Raw genomic sequence first — 17,518 nt, 5'->3', positions numbered from 1 at the left:
GCCGACGAGCGCATCGCGATCGCGACAAAAATGATCGCGGTCTACAACGCGCAGGCTGCTGACGCCTATGTGGCGTACATGACCGACGATGCCTGCGAGGCGGGCTATCGCGGTGCGGTGTTGCGCGATGGCAAGGAAGGCGTGCGTTCCGGCCTCAAGGCGATGTTCGCGCAGTTCCCGCAGAACCGAGCCGACATCATTGGCAGCTGGTGCCTGGGTGAAACCGTATTGCTGCATGAGAAGGTCGAACGCGCGCCGGATGGCGACAAGTTCGAAGTCATGTCCATCTATTCGTTTGAGGGCGACAAGGTGTCGCGTGTGGAGTTCATCCGCTAATGGCTGACGCAGCCCATATCCCCGACGAAGCCGAAACGCGCGCCCGCTGGGGCGATTTCGCGTGGTCGGACGTCAATGAGGCCAACGCCAAGGGCATCATCGCGCGCTATCCGCCGGGCCGCCAGCATTCGGCGATCATGCCGCTGCTCGATCTGGCCCAGCGCCAGGTGGGCGCGGAGACGCAGACACAGGGCTGGCTGCCGGTGCCGGTGATCGAATATGTCGCGAAGCAGATTTCGATGCCCTACATGCGGGCCTACGAAGTTGCGACCTTCTACACGATGTACAATCTGGCGCCTGTCGGGCGTTATCATGTGCAGGTGTGCGGAACGACGCCGTGCATGTTGCGCGGATCGGACGATGTGTTCGCCGCGTGCAAGGCCAAGGGGCTGAGCAAGGGCGCGACCACTGCGGACGGGCTGTTCACGCTCACCGAAGTCGAATGTCTGGGCGCCTGCGCCAACGCGCCGATGGTGCAGATCAACGACGACAATTTCGAAGACCTGACTTTCGAGACGACGACGGCCATCCTTGAAGCGCTGGCGCGGGGCGAAACCCCCAAGGCCGGCCCGCAGATCGATCGTCAGACGAGCTGCCCCGAAGGTGGCCCGACGACGCTGAAGGAAATGGTGTCCGAAAACCACGATTATCGGGGGCAGTGGGCATGAGCGACGTGATCGCGCCTCTTGCGGACAAAGACCGCATCTTCACCAACCTCCACGGTTTCCAGCCGTGGAACATCGACGCGGCGATGAAGCGCGGCGACTGGGATAACACCCGCGATCTGCTCGCGCGTGGGCAGGACGCCATCATCGAGGAAATCAAGGCGTCCGCCCTGCGCGGGCGTGGCGGCGCGGGCTTCCCGACCGGTATGAAGTGGAGCTTCATGCCCAAGGAATCGAAGGATGGCCGGCCGAGCTTCCTGGTCATCAACGCCGACGAATCCGAACCCGGTTCGTGCAAGGACCGCGAAATCATCCGCCATGATCCGCACAAGCTGATCGAAGGCGCGCTGGTCGCAGGCTATGCGATGCGCGCGCGCGCGGCCTACATCTACATTCGCGGTGAATTCATCCGCGAAGCCGAAACGCTGTTTGCGGCCGTGGCCGAGGCGTATGCCAAGGGTTTCCTCGGCAAGAATGCCTGCGGATCGGGCTATGATTTCGACGTCTTCGTCCATCGCGGCGCCGGCGCCTATATCTGCGGCGAGGAAACCGCGCAGATCGAAAGCATCGAAGGCAAGAAGGGCCAGCCGCGCCTGAAGCCGCCATTCCCGGCGGGTGTCGGCCTTTATGGCTGCCCGACGACCGTGAACAATGTGGAATCGATCGCGGTGACGCCGACGATCCTGCGGCGCGGGGCTTCGTGGTTCTCGTCCATCGGGCGCGAGAACAACAAGGGCACCAAGCTGTTTCAGATCAGCGGCCATGTGAACAAGCCTTGCGTCGTTGAAGAAGCGATGGGCATCAGCTTTCGCGAACTGATCGACCGGCACGCTGGCGGCATTCGTGGCGGCTGGGACAATCTGCTGGCGGTGATCCCCGGTGGTTCGTCGGTGCCGCTGGTGCCGGCCAGGGAAATCATGGACGCGCCGATGGATTTCGATGGCCTGCGCGCGCTGGGTTCAGGCCTTGGCACTGCGGCGGTGATCGTGATGGACAAGTCCACCGATATCGTTCGCGCGATCAGCCGGCTGAGCTATTTCTACAAGCATGAAAGCTGCGGCCAGTGCACGCCGTGCCGCGAAGGCACCGGCTGGATGTGGCGGGTGATGGAACGGTTGCGCGAAGGCAATGCCGACCTGTCCGAAATCGACATGCTGCACGATGTGACCAAGCAGGTCGAAGGCCACACCATCTGCGCGCTGGGCGATGCGGCGGCGTGGCCGATCCAGGGCCTGATCCGCCATTTCCGCCCGGAAATCGAACGGCGGATCCTTGAAAAGCAGGGTTCCGCGACCCTCGCGGTCGCGGCGGAGTAAGAGAATGCCCAAGCTAACCGTCGATGGGATCGAAGTCGAAGTCCCCGCCGGAGCCACCGTGCTTCAGGCGTGCGAGGCTGCCGGCAAGGAAATTCCGCGTTTCTGTTATCATGAACGGCTGTCGATCGCCGGCAACTGCCGGATGTGCCTGGTCGAAGTAAAGCCGGGGCCGCCCAAGCCGCAGGCTTCGTGCGCGCTGCCGGCCGCCGACAATCAGGAAGTCCGCACCGATAGCGCACTGGTCAAGAAGGCGCGGGAAGGGGTGATGGAGTTCCTCCTCATCAACCACCCGCTCGATTGCCCGATCTGCGATCAGGGCGGCGAGTGCGATCTTCAAGACCAGTCGGTGGCTTATGGCCGTGGCAATTCTCGCTATGACGAGAATAAGCGCGCGGTGACCGAGAAATATATGGGCCCCATCGTGAAAACGGTGATGACCCGCTGCATTCAGTGCACGCGCTGCGTGCGCTTTGCCGAGGAAGTCGCCGGCGTCGAGGAAATCGGCGCGATCGGCCGCGGCGAAAACATGCAGATCACCTCCTATCTGGAGAAGGCGGTTTCGTCCGAGCTTTCGGGCAATGTCGTCGATCTGTGCCCGGTGGGGGCACTGACGTCGAAGCCCTACGCGTTCGAAGCGCGGCCGTGGGAACTGACGAAAACCGCTGCGATCGACGTGATGGACGCCGTTGGCACCAACATCCGTCTCGACAGCCGGGGCCGTCAGGTGCTGCGCGCGCTGCCGCGTATCAACGACGACGTGAACGAGGAATGGGCGTCGGACAAGACGCGTCATGCCGTCGACGGCCTTGTCCGTCGCCGCCTCGACAAGCCGTTCGTGCGCAAGTCCGGCAAGCTGGTCGAAGCGACATGGGGCGAAGCATTTCAGGCGATCGCCGATGTGCAGGCGGGCGCAAGCGTTGCCGCGATCGCAGGCGATCTGGTCGATTGCGAAACCATGTATGCCGCCAAGAAGCTGGTCGGTCTGATGGGTTCCGATCTGCTGGAAGGCCGCCAGACAGGCCTTGATTATGATTGCACCAACATGGCGGCGGTCAATTTCAACAGCACGATCGCGGGCATCGAGACGGCGGACGCCATCCTGATCGTCGGATCGAATGTCCGCTGGGAAGCGCCGCTGGTCAACACGCGCATCCGCAAGGCGGTGAAGGCGGGGGCCACGGTGTTCGCGGTCGGCCCGGAAGTCGATCTGACCTATCCGGTGACGTGGCTCGGCAACGATCTGTCGCTGCTCGGCAATCTGCCGCAGGAGGTGAAGGATGCCTTTGCGGCCGCCCATCGCCCGGCGCTGATCCTTGGCGGCGGTGGCCTGAAGGCTGGCGCGCACGGCGCGACGCTCGCGCTGGTCGGTCCGCTTGGCCTGATTAAGGACGGCTGGAACGGCTATAACGTCCTCCACATGGCGGCTTCGCGCATGGGCGGGCTGATGCTGGGCTATGCGCAGGCGGGCGGCATCGCCGCCGTTGCGGCGAAATCGCCCAAGCTGGTGTTCCTGCTCGGCGCCGACGAAGTGAGCGACGATCGCTTTGCCAAGAGCTTCAAGGTCTATATCGGCCATCATGGCGATCGTGGCGCGGCGCAGGCCGACGTGATCCTGCCGGCGGCGGCTTATTCCGAAAAGGCCGGCACCTATGTGAACGCTGAAGGCCGGGTGCAGCGCGGCGACCGGGCGGTGTTCCCGCCGGGTGACGCACGCGAGGATTGGGCGATTTTGCGCGCGCTGTCCGATGTGCTGGGCCACACGCTGCCGTTCGACACCTTCGATGCGCTGCGCGCGGCGATGGCCAAGGACGTGCCGGCGCTGGGTGAACTCGGGCTGGCCGCTTATGACTGGGCGCCGCCCGCGATTTCCGCGTCCGCATCCGGCACGATCGGCTATCCGATCGCTGACTTCTACCTCACCAATCCGATCGCGCGGGCGAGCGACACGATGCAGCGTTGCTCGGCCGAACTGATCCACGGACAAAGCTTCGCGGAGGCTGCGGAATGACCGCCTGGTTCCAGGGCGTCCTCGGCTACGGCCTCGGCTGGTTTGTCGCGACGCTGATCCTGATCCTGATGATCGCCCTGCCGCTGATGCTGGCGGTGGCGATGATCATCTACGCCGATCGCAAAATCTGGGCGGCGATGGCGCTGCGTCGCGGTCCCAACGTCGTCGGTCCGTTCGGCTTGCTCCAGTCGTTCGCGGACGGTTTGAAGGTATTCCTGCAGGAAACCATCATCCCGTCGGCGGCCAATCGCGGCTTGTTCCTGCTGGCGCCGATCATCACCTTCACGATCGCGCTGATCGGCTGGGCGGTGATCCCGTTCGGCCCGGATATGGTGCTGGCGGATATCAATGTCGGCCTGCTCTACATTCTCGCGGCATCGTCGCTCGGCGTGTATGGCGTGATCCTGGCCGGATGGGCGTCCAACTCGAAATATCCCTTCTATTCGGCGATCCGCGCGGCCGCGCAGATGGTGAGCTATGAAGTGTCGATCGGCTTCGTGCTGATCTCGGTCGTGCTGTGGGCGGGGACGTTCAACCTGTCCGGCATCATCGAAGCGCAGCGCGCCCACGTCTTCGGCTTCATCAACGGTTTCGGGTTCAACCCATTGCTGTTCCCGATGGCGGTGGTGTTCCTGATTTCGGCGATGGCCGAAACCGCGCGCGCACCGTTCGATCTGACCGAAGCGGAAAGCGAAATCGTCGCCGGTTACCAGACCGAATATTCGTCGATGGCGTTCGCTTTGTTCTGGCTCGGCGAATATGGCAACGTGCTGCTGATGTGCGCGCTGAACGCCGTGCTGTTCTGGGGCGGCTGGCTGCCTCCGATCGATTGGGCGCCGCTTTATGCCATCCCCGGCATCTTCTGGATGTTCGCGAAGATCCTGTTCTTCTTCTTCGTGTTCAGCTGGGTGAAGGCGACGGTGCCGCGCTACCGCTACGACCAGCTGATGCGGCTGGGCTGGAAGATTTTTCTCCCGCTGTCGCTGTTCTGGGTGTTTCTTGTCTCGGGGTGGCTGATGCTCACCCGCTATTCGGGCGTGCTGTCATGAGCCTCGCGCATATCGTCAAATCCTTCACCCTCTGGGAGTTCGTGAAGGCGCACTGGCTGACCTTGAAGTATTTCTTCAAGCCCAAGGCGACGATCAACTATCCGTTCGAAAAGAACCCGCTGTCGCCCCGTTTCCGTGGTGAGCATGCGCTGCGCCGCTACCCCAACGGGGAAGAACGGTGCATCGCGTGCAAGCTGTGCGAAGCGGTGTGCCCGGCGCAGGCAATCACGATCGAGTCCGAACCGCGTGAAGATGGCAGCCGCCGCACCACGCGCTACGACATCGACATGACGAAGTGCATCTATTGCGGTTTCTGTCAGGAGGCCTGCCCGGTCGACGCGATCGTCGAAGGACCGAATTTCGAATATGCGACGGAAACGCGCGAAGAGCTGATCTACGACAAGTCGAAGTTGCTTTCGAACGGGGATCGCTGGGAAAGCGCGATTGCCGCGAACATTGCCGCCGATGCGCCGTACCGGTAATGGCCAGCGCATTCCAACCAAGCCTTTCCGGTACTTGCTCGTTGCGAGCGAAGCCGAGGGCTGTGACCGCAGGACAACGTGTTTCGACTTCGCTCGACACGAACGGGGAAGTGGTATCGTAACGTGATCCAGACGATCGCCTTTTATCTGTTCGCCTTCATGGTGGTCACCGCAGGTGCCCTGACCGTGACCGCGCGCAACCCGGTGCATTCCGTGCTGTGGCTCATCCTCGCTTTCTTCAATGCGGCGGGATTGATGGTGCTGGTCGGCGCCGAATTCATCGCGATGCTGCTCGTCATCGTCTATGTCGGCGCGGTTGCGGTGCTGTTCCTGTTCGTGGTGATGATGCTCAACATCGATTTCGCCGAACTGCGCGCCGGCTTTGCCCGTTACGCGCCATTCGGCGTGTTGCTGGTGCTGGTGCTGCTGGCGGAAATCATCTTCGCGACGGCGGCATGGGATGCCGGCGGCATCGACATGGCCCGCACGGTTGCGCCGATCCCGGCTGAAGTGCCCAATATCGAGGCGCTCGGTACGGTGATCTACACGCGTTACCTGTATATTTTCGAAGCCGCAGGACTGGTCCTGCTGGTGGCGATGATCGGCGCGATCGTGCTGACCCACCGCGCCCGCGGCGGCACCCGTCCGCAGAATGTGGCGGCGCAGGTCAAGCGTCGCCCCGAAGACGCGGTGCGCAATATCAACCAGCCCGTCGGACAGGGGGTGGAGCTGTGATCGGTATCCAGCATTATCTGGTCGTTTCGGCGATCCTGTTCGTGATGGGGGTGTTCGGCATCTTCCTGAACCGGAAGAACGTCATCATCATCCTGATGGCGATCGAACTGATCCTGCTCAGTGTGAACATCAACCTCGTGGCCTTTTCGGCTTTCCTTGGTGATCTCGTGGGTCAGGTGTTCGCGATGTTCGTTTTGACCGTGGCCGCTGGTGAAGCGGCAATCGGTCTGGCGATCCTTGTGATCTATTTCCGCGGCCGCGGCACGATCGCGGTTGATGATATCAACCGGATGAAGGGGTGATCATTCGGTGATCAAGCTCATTGTATTCCTGCCGCTTCTGGCGGCAATCGTCGCGGGCCTCGGCAACCGCATGCTCGGCAATGTCATCGCCAAGGTGATTACGACGGGCGCGCTGTTCACGTCGTGCGCGCTGTCCTGGCCGATTTTTCTCAGCTTCGTTGGCGGCAACGCCGAAGCCTATGTCGAACCGGTGCTGACTTTCATCCGTTCGGGCGACATGGTGGTCGACTGGGCGCTGCGCGTCGATACGCTGACGGCGGTGATGCTGGTGGTGGTGACCACGGTTTCCAGCCTCGTCCACCTGTATAGCTGGGGCTATATGGCCGAGGACGACAGCCAGCCGCGTTTCTTCGCGTATCTGTCGCTGTTCACCTTCGCCATGCTGATGCTGGTGACGGCCGACAGCCTGGTGCAGATGTTCTTCGGCTGGGAAGGGGTGGGGCTTGCGTCTTACCTGCTGATCGGTTTCTGGTATCACAAGCCATCCGCGAACGCGGCGGCGATCAAGGCGTTCGTCGTCAATCGCGTCGGTGATTTCGGCTTCTCGCTCGGTATCTTTGGTACGTTCCTGGTGTTCGGCACGGTTTCGATCCCGGCGATCCTGGAAGCGGCACCCGGCATGACCGGATCGACCATCGGCTTCCTGGGCTATCGCGTCGATACGATGACCTTGCTCTGCCTGCTGCTGTTCGTCGGCGCGATGGGCAAATCGGCCCAGCTTGGCCTGCACACCTGGCTGCCCGATGCGATGGAAGGCCCGACCCCGGTGTCGGCGCTGATCCATGCCGCGACGATGGTGACGGCGGGCGTGTTCATGGTCTGCCGCCTGTCGCCGATGTTCGAAACCAGCGATATTGCGTTGCATGTTGTGACCTATGTGGGCGCTGCCACCGCGTTGTTCGCGGCGACCGTCGGCACGACACAGACCGATATCAAGCGCGTGATCGCTTATTCAACCTGTTCGCAGCTCGGCTACATGTTCTTCGCCGCCGGCGTCGGCGCCTATGGTGCGGCGATGTTCCACCTGTTCACCCACGCGTTCTTCAAGGCACTGCTGTTTCTGGGGGCGGGCTCGGTGATCCATGCGATGCACCACGAACAGGACATGCGTTTCTATGGCGGCCTGCGTAAGCATATTCCGCTGACTTTCTGGGCGATGATGGCCGGCACGCTGGCGATCACGGGCGTGGGTGTACTGGGCGTGTTCGGGTTCGCGGGCTTCTATTCGAAGGATGCGATCATCGAGGCGGCGTTCGCCAGCGGTACGACGTCGGGCGGCGTGGCCTTTGCGGTCGCGGTGTTTGCGGCGCTGCTGACGAGCTTCTATTCGTGGCGTCTGATGTTCCTCACCTTCTACGGCAAGCCGCGCTGGGCCGGGTCGGAGCATATCCAGCACGCCGTTCATCATCATGACGAGCACGATCATCCGGCGGATGAACATGCCGGACATGAGCCGCACCATGACGATCTTGGTATCGATCAGGTGAAGCATGGCACGCTGGGCTATCACCCGCATGAAAGCCCCTGGCCGATGCTGGTGCCACTCATGGTGCTGACGATCGGAGCGATCTTTGCGGGCTATGTGTTCCACACCGCGTTCCTAGATGCGGAGCATGGCGTGGAGTTCTGGAAGGGCAGCCTCGCGTTCGACAGCCATTTGATGCACGCGATGCATGAAGTGCCGTTGTGGGTGAAGCTTTCGGCGACGGCGGTGATGATCACCGGCTTCCTGATCGCTTTGTGGGCCTATGTGATCGACACGACGATCCCGTCGCGTTTCACAGCGCAGTTCCACGTCCTGTACGATTTCCTGCTCCACAAATGGTATTTCGACGAGTTGTTCGATTTCCTGATTGTCCGTCCGTGCTTCGCGCTCGGCCGCTTCTTCTGGAAGCGTGGGGATCAGGGGACGATCGACCGCTTCGGTCCCGATGGTGTCGCGCACCTCGTGGTCGGCGGCGGCGCGCTCACCCGCCGGCTCCAGTCCGGCTATGTCTATACCTATGCGCTGGTGATGCTGCTGGGCCTTGCGGCCGCGGCGACCTGGGCGATGGCGGGCTGATAAAGATATGACGGGCTTTCCCATCCTTACCCTGATGATCGCGCTGCCGGTGCTGGCAGCGCTGGCCTGCCTGTTCGTCAGTGCGCAGGGCGCGCGCTGGCTGGCGCTGGCGGCCACGCTGGTCGAACTGGTTCTCGGCATCCTGTTGTGGGTCAATTTCGATCCATCGGGTGCGCAGTGGCAGTTCGTCGAACGGATCGATCTGTTCGGTCGTTTTTCCTGGGCGCTGGGCATCGACGGCATCGCGCTGGTGCTGATCATGCTTTCGGTCTTCCTGATGCCGATCTGTATCGGTGCATCGTGGGAAGCGATCGAGAAGCGCGTGCCGGAATACATGGCCGCTTTCCTGCTGATGGAAGCGCTGATGATCGGCGTGTTCGCGGCGCAGGATCTGTTCCTGTTCTACATCTTCTTCGAAGCCGGCCTGATCCCGATGTATCTGATCATCGGCATCTGGGGCGGTGCGGACCGGATCTACGCGAGCTACAAATTCTTCCTCTACACGCTGCTCGGATCGGTGCTGATGCTGGTCGCGATGCTGTGGATGGCGCGCGAAGCGGGCACCACCGACATCCCGACATTGATGGCCTATAATTTCCCGGTGCAGGCGCAGACATGGCTGTTCCTGGCTTTCTTCGCCTCGTTTGCGGTGAAGATGCCAATGTGGCCGGTCCACACCTGGCTGCCGGACGCGCACGTTCAGGCGCCGACGGCGGGTTCGGTGATCCTGGCGGGCGTGCTCTTGAAGATGGGCGGCTACGGCTTCATCCGCTTCTCGCTGCCGATGTTCCCGCAGGCGTCGGCCGAACTGTTCTGGCTGGTCATGGGCCTCAGCATGGTGGCGGTGGTCTATACCTCGCTCGTCGCCCTGGTGCAGACCGACATGAAGAAGCTGATCGCTTATTCGTCGGTCGCCCACATGGCGTTCGTCACCATCGGCTTGTTCGCGTTCAACCAGCAGGGGCTGGAAGGTGCGATGCTGGTGATGCTCAGCCACGGGCTGGTTTCGGGCGCGCTGTTCCTGTGTGTCGGCGTAATCTACGATCGCCTGCATACCCGTGAAATCGCGCGTTACGGTGGCCTGTCGAATAACATGCCCAAATATGCGCTGCTGTTCATGCTGTTCACCATGGCATCGGTCGGCCTGCCGGGTACGTCGGGCTTCGTCGGTGAATTCCTCAGCTTGGTTGGCGCCTATCACGCCAATAGCTGGGTGGCGTTCGTGGCGACGACGGGGATCATCCTTGGCGCGGCGTACATGCTCTACCTTTATGCGCGGGTCTGCTACGGCAAGCTCGACAAGGCGGATGTCGCCGCGATGCCCGATCTGACGCCGCGCGAAATCGCGCTGCTGCTGCCGATCGGCCTCGCCGTTCTGTGGATGGGCGTTTATCCGGAAAGCTTCCTGAAGCCGATCCGCCGCGACATCGGCATGCTTGTCGCGCGGGTCGAGCAATCGGGCTTCACCGGCGATGCGCATGTCACGGCCGGAAAGCCTGCCGCCAAACCCGCTGCCGCCGCGCACGAAGGGACGCACCACTAATGTCTTTCATCCAGTCCCTTGCGCTGACGCTGCCGGAACTGATCCTTACGCTCGGCGCGCTCGCGCTGTTGATGGTTGCGGCCTTTGGCGGCGACAAGATGACGAAGGTGATCAGTTGGGCGGCCTTTGGCCTGTTCGTGGCGGCCGGCCTGTCGCTGCTTGGCCCGGCCGGGCATGGCGGTGACGGCTTTGACGGCCTGTATCGCGCCGACAATTTCGCGGCTTTCGCCAAGGTTCTCATCTATATTGCAGCGGCGGTCACCATGGTGGTTGCCCCGGCTTTCTTCGCCCGTAACGGCAATGTGCGTGCGGAATATCCGATCCTGATCCTGCTATCCGCCGTTGGCATGGGCATGATGGTGTCGGCGGCCGATCTGCTGACGCTGTATGTCGGGCTCGAACTGCAGAGCCTTGCGGCCTATGTGCTGGCGAGTTTCATGCGGCGCGATACGCGTTCGGCCGAAGCGGGCCTGAAATATTTCGTCCTTGGCGCGCTGGCCTCGGGCATCCTGCTTTATGGTATCTCGCTGCTCTACGGCTTTACTGGTACGACGGCGTTCGACGGCGTGGCTGCGGCCTTCGGCGATGGCCTGGGCATGGGCGAAATGTTCGGTCTGGTGTTCGTGCTCGCAGGCCTTGCCTTCAAGATTTCGGCGGTGCCGTTCCACATGTGGACGCCCGACGTGTATGAAGGCGCGCCGACCCCGGTGACGGCATTCTTCGCGTCGGCGCCCAAGGTGGCGGCAATGGCGCTGCTTGTCCGCGTCGCGGTCGAAGGGATGGGCGGGGCGACCGATGCGTGGCGCCAGATCATCATCTTCTCGGCGCTGGCGTCTACCATTCTGGGCGGTGTCGCGGCGATCGGCCAGACCAACATCAAGCGGCTGCTGGCTTATTCGTCGATCAACAATGTCGGCTTCGCGCTGTTCGGCCTTGCTGCCGGCACGCAGGATGGTGTGGCGGCGGTGATGACCTATATGGCGGTCTATGTCGCGATGACGGTGGGCAGTTTCCTGTGCATCATGCAGATGCGCGACGCGGATGGCCAGCCGGTGGAAACGATCGCCAGCCTTTCGGGCCTGTCGCGCACGCGGCCGGCGCTGGCTGCGGCGTTGGCGATGTTCATGTTCTCCCTCGCCGGTATCCCGCCGCTGTTCGGTTTCTGGCCGAAGTTCCTGGTGTTCGATGCCCTCGTCGGTGTCGGCATGTGGCCGCTGGCGATGATCGGTATCGCGACATCGGTGATCGGCGCCTTTTATTATCTGAAGATCGTCAAGACGATGTACTTCGATGAAGCCGCCCCGGCCTTCGCGCCATCGGAAAGCAAGATCGAAGGCGGGTTGATCGCGATTTCGGCACTGTTCGTTTCGCCGCTCGGCTATCTGGCCATCCCGGCGCTGGGCGCTGCGGCGATGGCGGCGGCACGGGCGCTGTTCTGATCGCCGATATCCGGACGATAGCGGCTACGGGGTCGACCAACGACGACGTAGCCACGCTCGCGCGGGCGGGTGAACGCGAGGGGCTATGGCTTCGCGCGGACACCCAGACCGGCGGGCGCGGGCGGCATGGCCGGCCCTGGCAATCGCCCCCCGGCAATTTGTTCGCCAGTACGATCGTTCGGTTGCGCGCGGGTGATCCGCCTCCCGCGATGCTGGCAATGGTCGCTGCCCTCGCGCTTCATCAGGTCGCGGCTGCCTATGCCGGCGATGGACGGATCGTGCTGAAATGGCCGAATGATCTGCTGCTCGACGGTGCGAAAATGTCGGGCATCCTGCTCGAATCCGCCGGTGACGCGGTTGTCGTTGGTTTCGGCGTCAATCTCGCGCATCGGCCCGAAGGCCTGGACCGGCAGACGGCGAGCTTCGCTGCGTCGGGGCTGGGGGCACCCGATCCCGCGGCGTTTCTTGTCGATCTTGCCGATGCGTTCGCACGTTGGCTGGCACGTTGGCGGACCGAGGGGGTTGCGGGCATACGCCGCGAATGGCTGGCCCGCGCGCATGTCATCGGTACGCCGCTGCGCACCACCGGCGCGGACGGCGATTATATCGAAGGCCTGTTCGATGGCCTGGACGAAAGTGGCGCGCTGCGGCTTCGGCTTGCCGATGGCCGAGTGCATATCCTCCACGCGGGGGATGTTTTCCTGATATAGACGGCTGCGTGCCCGTATGCGCGCAACGCTCCGCATGATGCGGGGGCGGCTTAGAACTGGATTCCCGAAAAAGTGACGACACCTGGTAACGAATTGCTTTTCCTCGCTCTTGGCGGTTCGGGGGAGATTGGCATGAACGTCAACCTCTACGGCACGCAAGGCAAATGGGTGATGGTCGATCTCGGCCTGACTTTCGCCGATTCCAGTTATCCGGGCGTCGACCTGATTCTGCCGGACCTCTCTTTTATCGAGGAACGGGCCAAGGATCTGCTCGGCATCGTGCTGACTCACGGGCATGAGGATCATATCGGTGCGATCCCCTATCTCGCAGCGGACCTTGGCGTACCGCTGTACGCGACGCCGTTCACGGCGGGCCTGATCCGCGGCAAGCTTGACGAAGAGGGACTGGGCAACAAGGTAAAGCTGCACGTTATCGACCAGGAAGGCAGTTTCCGCCTTGGGCCGTTCGGCTTCACCTATGTGCCGCTGGCCCATTCGATCCCCGAGGGCAATGCGCTGCTGATCGAGACACCGCACGGGCGCATTTTTCACACCGGCGACTGGAAGCTGGATGATGAGCCGCTGCTGGGCACGCCATCGACCGCCGCCGAACTGGAAGCGATCGGCGATGAAGGCGTGCTCGCGCTCGTCTGCGATTCGACCAATGTGTTCAACGACGATGCGTCGGGATCCGAGGCCGCCGTCCGCGAAGGGCTGGACGGGGTGATCGCGGCCGCGCGTGGCCGGGTTCTCGTGACCACATTCGCGTCGAACGCGGCGCGGGTGCAGACGCTGGGCCAAGTGGCGCTGGACACTGGACGACAGCTTTGCGTTGCCGGGCGTTCGCTGGATCGCATCATCAAGGTTGCCAAGGCGTGCGGCTATCTGAAGGATTTTCCCGCGACCATCGATTTCGATGCAGCGATGCGCCTGCCGCCATCGGAGGTGATGATCATCGCGACCGGCGGGCAGGGCGAATCGCGCGCCGCGCTTGCCCGGATCGCGTTCGACAGCCACCAGATCAAGCTGTCGGAAGGGGACACCGTAGTGTTCTCGTCCAAGCAGATTCCGGGCAATGAAATCGCGATCGGCCGCATCCAGAACCGCCTGGCCGAACGCGGTGTGCTGATGGTTACCGACCGGCAGGCGCATGTGCATGTATCCGGCCATCCGGGCCGGCCCGAACTGGAGTTGATGTACAAGTGGATTCGTCCCGACATCATCCTGCCGGTTCATGGCGAGATGCGGCACATGGCCGAACAGGCGCGGTTTGCGGCCTCCTGTGGCGTTCCGCGCGGCATTGTCCAGCAGAACGGCCAGGTGCTCCGCCTTGCGCCGAATGGGCCGGCGCTGGTTGGCCATGAACGGGTTGGCCGGTTGATCCTTGATGGTGACGTGATCCTCCCGGCTGACGGATCGACGATCAACGAGCGCCGCCGCATTTCGCAATATGGGGTGATTGCGGTGACGGTCGCGATCGACGCCAGGGGGCGGGTGAGCGGCGAACCCGCGATCATGCTTCAGGGTATTCCGGTCGAGGAAGATCGCGACGATTTTCTTGTCGAAGCCCGGGATGCTGCGGCGGATGCCGCGAACGACGGTTCCAAAGACGAGGCCAAGCTGCGCGAGGCGATCCGCCTTGCGGTGCGGCGTCGCGCAGCGCAATGGACCGGTAAAAAACCGATTGTCGACGTTTCGATCATCCGGGTCTGAGGAGCGCGGAAATGAAGTTCACATCGGCGCTGGCGATTTATACGCTGTTCTGGGCGTTGAGCTATTTCTTTGTCCTGCCGTTCCGGCCACGGTCGGCGGATGAGGTTCAACCGCATGTTCCCGGCCAGGCGGACGGTGCGCCCGCGCATTTCAGTTTTGCCAAGACTAGCCTCTGGACAACATTGCTGGCTGCGGTGCTGTTTGGCCTATTCTATCTCAACTACGTGAACGGCTGGATCGGGACGGATACGATTGATTTGTTTTCAACCCCGGATCGTCGGGTCTGAGCAATCAAAGCCCGGCCGAGAGCATGTCTCGCCGGGCTTATAGTATGGGGCGCGATTATTTGTAGCGGCGGCGCCCCTGCTTATCGATGTAATATTTGCGGCCCTGACTATCGCGGCGCCACTTTTTGTCGCCCTTATCAAGCGCGCCAATCACGGCACCGCCGGCCGCGCCGATCAGTGCGCCTTCACCCGTTGAAATGCCCGGGACAACCGCGCCCACGACCGCGCCGCCGGCACCGCCGATGACCGCGCCCTTACCGATTTCCTTCACCCCGCCGGCCTGGGCCGGCAGCGCAAAAGCCAGCGCGACCGCCAGCAATGCGGTTCCGGCAATTGGGTTTGTCATCCTCATCCTTTTCGCTCCTCGCATTTAGAACCTTTTGTCCAACGCTTATCGGAAAAGGGCGTTCCGCCTGAGATCAGGCCCAGCCTTCAAGAACTTGATCGGGGGGGCGATGGCCGTCCCACCACGCGCGGATATTGGCGATGACCCTGGCGCCCATCGCGGCCCGTCCCTCGAATGTCGCCGAACCCATATGGGGCAGCAGCACGACGTTGGCGAGGCCCAGCAGGCGCGCATCGACCGCCGGTTCATGTTCGAAAACATCCAGACCGGCGCCCGCGATGCGGCCCGTTTCCAGGGCATGGATCAAGGCGGCTTCGTCGACGATTTCGCCACGCGCGATATTGATCAGATAGACATGACGCTGGAGCAACGCGAGGCGCCGTTCATCCAGAAGGTGGTGTGTCGCGGGTGTGTGCGGACAATTGACCGATATGATATCGATCTGACCCAGCATCACATCGAGATCCGCGTGATACGTCGCGCCCAGTTCATCTTCGATCACCTTGGGCAGGCGGTTGCGGTTATGATAGTGGATTGCGAGGCCGAAGCCGCGTGCGCGCCGGGCGATAGCCTGGCCGATCCGGCCCATGCCGATGATCCCCAGAGTCTTGCCGCCGATGCGGTGACCGAGCATTCCTGTCGGACTCCAGCCATCCCACTGGCCCGACCGGACAAGCTTTTCGCCCTCGGCCAGCCGGCGTGGCACGGACAGGATCAGTGCCATCGTCATGTCCGCCGTGTCCTCGGTCAGAACGCCGGGGGTGTTGGTGACGATGATGCCGCGCGCGCGCGCGGCCGCCAGATCGATATGATCCACGCCATTGCCGAAATTGGCGATCAGCTTCAGCCGGGGGCCGGCAGCGGCGATCAGCGCGCTATCTATTTCATCGGTGACGGTGGGGACGAGGACATCGACATCGGCCATCGCGGCTGCGAGCGCCGCGCGATCCATCGGGCGATCGCCGGGATTGAAGCTGGCGTCGTACAGTTCCGCGATCCGCGCTTCCGTTTCGGGCAGCAGACGACGCGTGATTGCGACCGTGGGACGCGCAGGGCGAATAGGATCGGTCATGACTTGCGCTAAGCGCCGGCGGGGGGCGTCGTCAAGCGTCGCGGGCTTGAAGACGTGGTATTCTGGCCGCTAGACTGTAGTGGCTGGCGACGTGTCCGTTCGAGGGGGTTTTCATGGATTGGGTAAAGCGGATCGCGATGCTCGGCCTCGCGCTGGTGGCGCTGTTACCGGCCGCGGCCATTGCGCAGTCGAAAAAGCAGGTGCCCTATTGGGTTTCGATCGCCGCGAAGGAAGCATTGTTGCGGACGGGGCCGGGCACCAATTATCCGGCAACGTGGAAATATATTCGCCCGGGCCTGCCGTTGCGGGTGATCCAGTTGCACGAAGACTGGCGCAAGGTGGAAGACCCCGAAGGCGAACAGGGCTGGGTCAAATCGATCCTCCTGTCCGAACAGCGCACCGCGATCGTCGTCGGTGAAATCAGTCCGCTGCGGGCGACGCCAGACGCGGACGGGCGGATCGACTGGCGTGTGGCCCCGGGCGTGGTTGGCAAGATCAGCCGGTGCCGGGATGGCTGGTGCGAACTGGACGTGAAAGGCCGGACCGGACGGATCGAAACCCGCCATTTGTGGGGCGTGGCTGAGGACGAAGTGGTGAAGTGACCGCTGGTTTTGGGGCTGCCTTGCCCGTTTGGGCATGGGCGGCCTGCGGTTTCTTGCTGGGCGCGGTGATCGGCAGTTTCCTCGCAACGCTTGTCATCCGCTGGCCGCAGGGCCGTACCGTGATCAGCGGGCGTTCGGCATGCGATGGCTGTGGCCGGGTGCTCGGCATCGTCGATCTGCTGCCGCTGCTGGGCTTTCTGTTGCGCCGGGGGCGGTGCGCGACATGTGGTGTTGCGATCAATCGCCGCCACCCGGGCATTGAACTGGCCTGCGCTGGAATCGGGCTGGTTTCTTTTGCTGTCGCCCCTGGGGTGGCGGGCATTGTCGGGGCGGCGTTCGGCTGGTCGCTGGTTGCGCTCGGCACGCTGGATGCGGAGCATTTTTGGTTGCCCAATCCGCTGGTGGCCGCACTCGCGCTGGTTGGCCTTGCCGGTGGCGTGGCTGGTGTCGGCCCGGATCTTGGCGCCCGGGCAATTGGCGGGTTGGCCGGCTTTGGCGTGCTGGCCGCGATCGCGCTCGGCTATCGATTGCTGCGTGGTCGTATAGGCATGGGCGGCGGCGACCCCAAGCTGCTGGGCGCGATCGGGCTGACCTTGGGATGGCAGGCCCTGCCGCTGCTCCTGCTTGGTGCGGCATCGACGGGTCTTGTCGCTGTCGCCCTCCGCCGGCTGAATGGCGGCGAAGTGCGACGTGATCAGGAGGTGCCCTTTGGTGCGTTGATGGCGCTCGTTTCATGGCCTTTGTGGCTGATCGCATCCGTGGGTTGACGGTGATGGTGATCAACTATCAAAGCGGTCGCTTGTGCGTAGTTAACAGCGTTGGCCAGACCTGTCATAACGGGGTGGTGGCGG

Annotated in this window: 18 protein-coding genes; 16 read left to right on the top strand and 2 right to left on the bottom strand. The window is 62.8% G+C overall.

All coding sequences use genetic code 11. From position 1 onward, the window contains the following. Positions 1 to 30: 30 nt before the first annotated feature. From KC8_RS04115 to KC8_RS04050, 14 genes are all read left to right on the top strand, one after another. Positions 31 to 336: a nuclear transport factor 2 family protein gene (locus tag KC8_RS04115; RefSeq protein WP_037496937.1), complete on the top strand. Its 306-nt coding sequence runs from the start codon at positions 31 to 33 to the stop codon at positions 334 to 336. Then, a complete protein-coding gene (locus KC8_RS04110) occupies positions 336 to 1,004 on the top strand; it encodes a complex I 24 kDa subunit family protein (protein ID WP_010127256.1) in 669 nt (222 codons plus the stop codon). The genes KC8_RS04115 and KC8_RS04110 overlap by 1 nt, the downstream gene beginning before the upstream one ends. Continuing rightward, positions 1,001 to 2,317, top strand: a complete 1,317-nt coding sequence (gene nuoF / locus KC8_RS04105; protein WP_029624778.1) for an NADH-quinone oxidoreductase subunit NuoF — start codon at positions 1,001 to 1,003, stop codon at positions 2,315 to 2,317. The genes KC8_RS04110 and nuoF overlap by 4 nt, the downstream gene beginning before the upstream one ends. 4 nt (positions 2,318 to 2,321) lie before the next feature. Next, positions 2,322 to 4,325: an NADH-quinone oxidoreductase subunit NuoG gene (gene nuoG, locus KC8_RS04100; protein WP_010127258.1), complete on the top strand. Its 2,004-nt coding sequence runs from the start codon at positions 2,322 to 2,324 to the stop codon at positions 4,323 to 4,325. After that, entirely contained in the window at positions 4,322 to 5,374 is a 1,053-nt protein-coding gene (gene nuoH / locus KC8_RS04095) for an NADH-quinone oxidoreductase subunit NuoH (protein ID WP_010127259.1), read from the top strand. The genes nuoG and nuoH overlap by 4 nt, the downstream gene beginning before the upstream one ends. Continuing rightward, entirely contained in the window at positions 5,371 to 5,856 is a 486-nt protein-coding gene (gene nuoI / locus KC8_RS04090; RefSeq protein ID WP_010127260.1) for an NADH-quinone oxidoreductase subunit NuoI, read from the top strand. The genes nuoH and nuoI overlap by 4 nt, the downstream gene beginning before the upstream one ends. Before the next feature lie 123 nt (positions 5,857 to 5,979). Further along, entirely contained in the window at positions 5,980 to 6,591 is a 612-nt protein-coding gene (locus KC8_RS04085) for an NADH-quinone oxidoreductase subunit J (protein ID WP_010127261.1), read from the top strand. Further along, on the top strand, positions 6,588 to 6,893 hold the full coding sequence (nuoK, locus tag KC8_RS04080; protein WP_010127262.1) for an NADH-quinone oxidoreductase subunit NuoK: 306 nt from the start codon (positions 6,588 to 6,590) through the stop codon (positions 6,891 to 6,893). Before KC8_RS04085 ends, nuoK begins: the two co-directional genes overlap by 4 nt. A 7-nt stretch (positions 6,894 to 6,900) precedes the next feature. Beyond that, the gene (gene nuoL / locus KC8_RS04075; RefSeq protein ID WP_010127264.1) at positions 6,901 to 8,955 is read left to right on the top strand and encodes an NADH-quinone oxidoreductase subunit L; all 2,055 of its coding nucleotides are present in this window, start codon (positions 6,901 to 6,903) and stop codon (positions 8,953 to 8,955) included. A 7-nt stretch (positions 8,956 to 8,962) separates the two neighbouring features. Next, on the top strand, positions 8,963 to 10,498 hold the full coding sequence (locus KC8_RS04070; protein WP_010127265.1) for an NADH-quinone oxidoreductase subunit M: 1,536 nt from the start codon (positions 8,963 to 8,965) through the stop codon (positions 10,496 to 10,498). Then, a complete protein-coding gene (gene nuoN / locus KC8_RS04065; RefSeq protein WP_010127266.1) occupies positions 10,498 to 11,937 on the top strand; it encodes an NADH-quinone oxidoreductase subunit NuoN in 1,440 nt (479 codons plus the stop codon). Before KC8_RS04070 ends, nuoN begins: the two co-directional genes overlap by 1 nt. Further along, the gene (locus KC8_RS04060) at positions 11,934 to 12,647 is read left to right on the top strand and encodes a biotin--[acetyl-CoA-carboxylase] ligase (protein WP_029624779.1); all 714 of its coding nucleotides are present in this window, start codon (positions 11,934 to 11,936) and stop codon (positions 12,645 to 12,647) included. The genes nuoN and KC8_RS04060 overlap by 4 nt, the downstream gene beginning before the upstream one ends. A gap of 72 nt (positions 12,648 to 12,719) precedes the next feature. Beyond that, the gene (locus KC8_RS04055; RefSeq protein WP_029624780.1) at positions 12,720 to 14,360 is read left to right on the top strand and encodes a ribonuclease J; all 1,641 of its coding nucleotides are present in this window, start codon (positions 12,720 to 12,722) and stop codon (positions 14,358 to 14,360) included. 11 nt (positions 14,361 to 14,371) lie between these two features. Further along, positions 14,372 to 14,647 carry a DUF1467 family protein gene (locus KC8_RS04050; RefSeq protein ID WP_010127269.1) on the top strand — a complete coding sequence of 92 codons (276 nt, stop codon included), beginning with the start codon at positions 14,372 to 14,374 and terminating at the stop codon, positions 14,645 to 14,647. A 55-nt stretch (positions 14,648 to 14,702) separates the two neighbouring features. On the opposite strand, the gene KC8_RS04045 is transcribed toward KC8_RS04050, so the two are convergent. Next, the gene (locus tag KC8_RS04045; RefSeq protein WP_010127270.1) at positions 14,703 to 14,993 is read right to left on the bottom strand and encodes a hypothetical protein; all 291 of its coding nucleotides are present in this window, start codon (positions 14,991 to 14,993) and stop codon (positions 14,703 to 14,705) included. A gap of 73 nt (positions 14,994 to 15,066) precedes the next feature. Further along, positions 15,067 to 16,065 carry a 2-hydroxyacid dehydrogenase gene (locus tag KC8_RS04040; protein WP_010127271.1) on the bottom strand — a complete coding sequence of 333 codons (999 nt, stop codon included), beginning with the start codon at positions 16,063 to 16,065 and terminating at the stop codon, positions 15,067 to 15,069. A gap of 113 nt (positions 16,066 to 16,178) precedes the next feature. Between KC8_RS04040 and KC8_RS04035 the strand changes: the two genes are divergently transcribed. Both KC8_RS04035 and KC8_RS04030 read left to right on the top strand, forming a co-directional pair. Continuing rightward, complete coding sequence (locus KC8_RS04035) at positions 16,179 to 16,667, top strand: SH3 domain-containing protein (protein WP_010127272.1); 489 nt, start codon at positions 16,179 to 16,181, stop codon at positions 16,665 to 16,667. After that, on the top strand, positions 16,664 to 17,434 hold the full coding sequence (locus KC8_RS04030) for a prepilin peptidase (RefSeq protein WP_010127273.1): 771 nt from the start codon (positions 16,664 to 16,666) through the stop codon (positions 17,432 to 17,434). Before KC8_RS04035 ends, KC8_RS04030 begins: the two co-directional genes overlap by 4 nt. The last annotated feature ends 84 nt before the right edge of the window (positions 17,435 to 17,518 follow it).

Source organism: Sphingomonas sp. KC8, from assembly GCF_002151445.1.
GTDB lineage: Bacteria > Pseudomonadota > Alphaproteobacteria > Sphingomonadales > Sphingomonadaceae > Sphingomonas_E.
Note: the sequence above shows the minus strand (reverse complement) of the source record. Positions and strands in the feature narration are given on the sequence as shown.

Bases quoted from the DNA above. Each gene is read 5' to 3' on its own strand.
- KC8_RS04115 (WP_037496937.1), top strand. From the start codon at position 31: ATGATCGCGGTCTACAACGCGCAGGCTGCTGACGCCTATGTGGCGTAC.
- KC8_RS04110 (WP_010127256.1), top strand. From the start codon at position 336: ATGGCTGACGCAGCCCATATCCCCGACGAAGCCGAAACGCGCGCCCGC.
- nuoF (WP_029624778.1), top strand. From the start codon at position 1,001: ATGAGCGACGTGATCGCGCCTCTTGCGGACAAAGACCGCATCTTCACC.
- nuoG (WP_010127258.1), top strand. From the start codon at position 2,322: ATGCCCAAGCTAACCGTCGATGGGATCGAAGTCGAAGTCCCCGCCGGA.
- nuoH (WP_010127259.1), top strand. From the start codon at position 4,322: ATGACCGCCTGGTTCCAGGGCGTCCTCGGCTACGGCCTCGGCTGGTTT.
- nuoI (WP_010127260.1), top strand. From the start codon at position 5,371: ATGAGCCTCGCGCATATCGTCAAATCCTTCACCCTCTGGGAGTTCGTG.
- KC8_RS04070 (WP_010127265.1), top strand. From the start codon at position 8,963: ATGACGGGCTTTCCCATCCTTACCCTGATGATCGCGCTGCCGGTGCTG.
- nuoN (WP_010127266.1), top strand. From the start codon at position 10,498: ATGTCTTTCATCCAGTCCCTTGCGCTGACGCTGCCGGAACTGATCCTT.
- KC8_RS04050 (WP_010127269.1), top strand. From the start codon at position 14,372: ATGAAGTTCACATCGGCGCTGGCGATTTATACGCTGTTCTGGGCGTTG.
- KC8_RS04045 (WP_010127270.1), bottom strand. From the start codon at position 14,993: ATGACAAACCCAATTGCCGGAACCGCATTGCTGGCGGTCGCGCTGGCT.
- KC8_RS04040 (WP_010127271.1), bottom strand. From the start codon at position 16,065: ATGACCGATCCTATTCGCCCTGCGCGTCCCACGGTCGCAATCACGCGT.
- KC8_RS04035 (WP_010127272.1), top strand. From the start codon at position 16,179: ATGGATTGGGTAAAGCGGATCGCGATGCTCGGCCTCGCGCTGGTGGCG.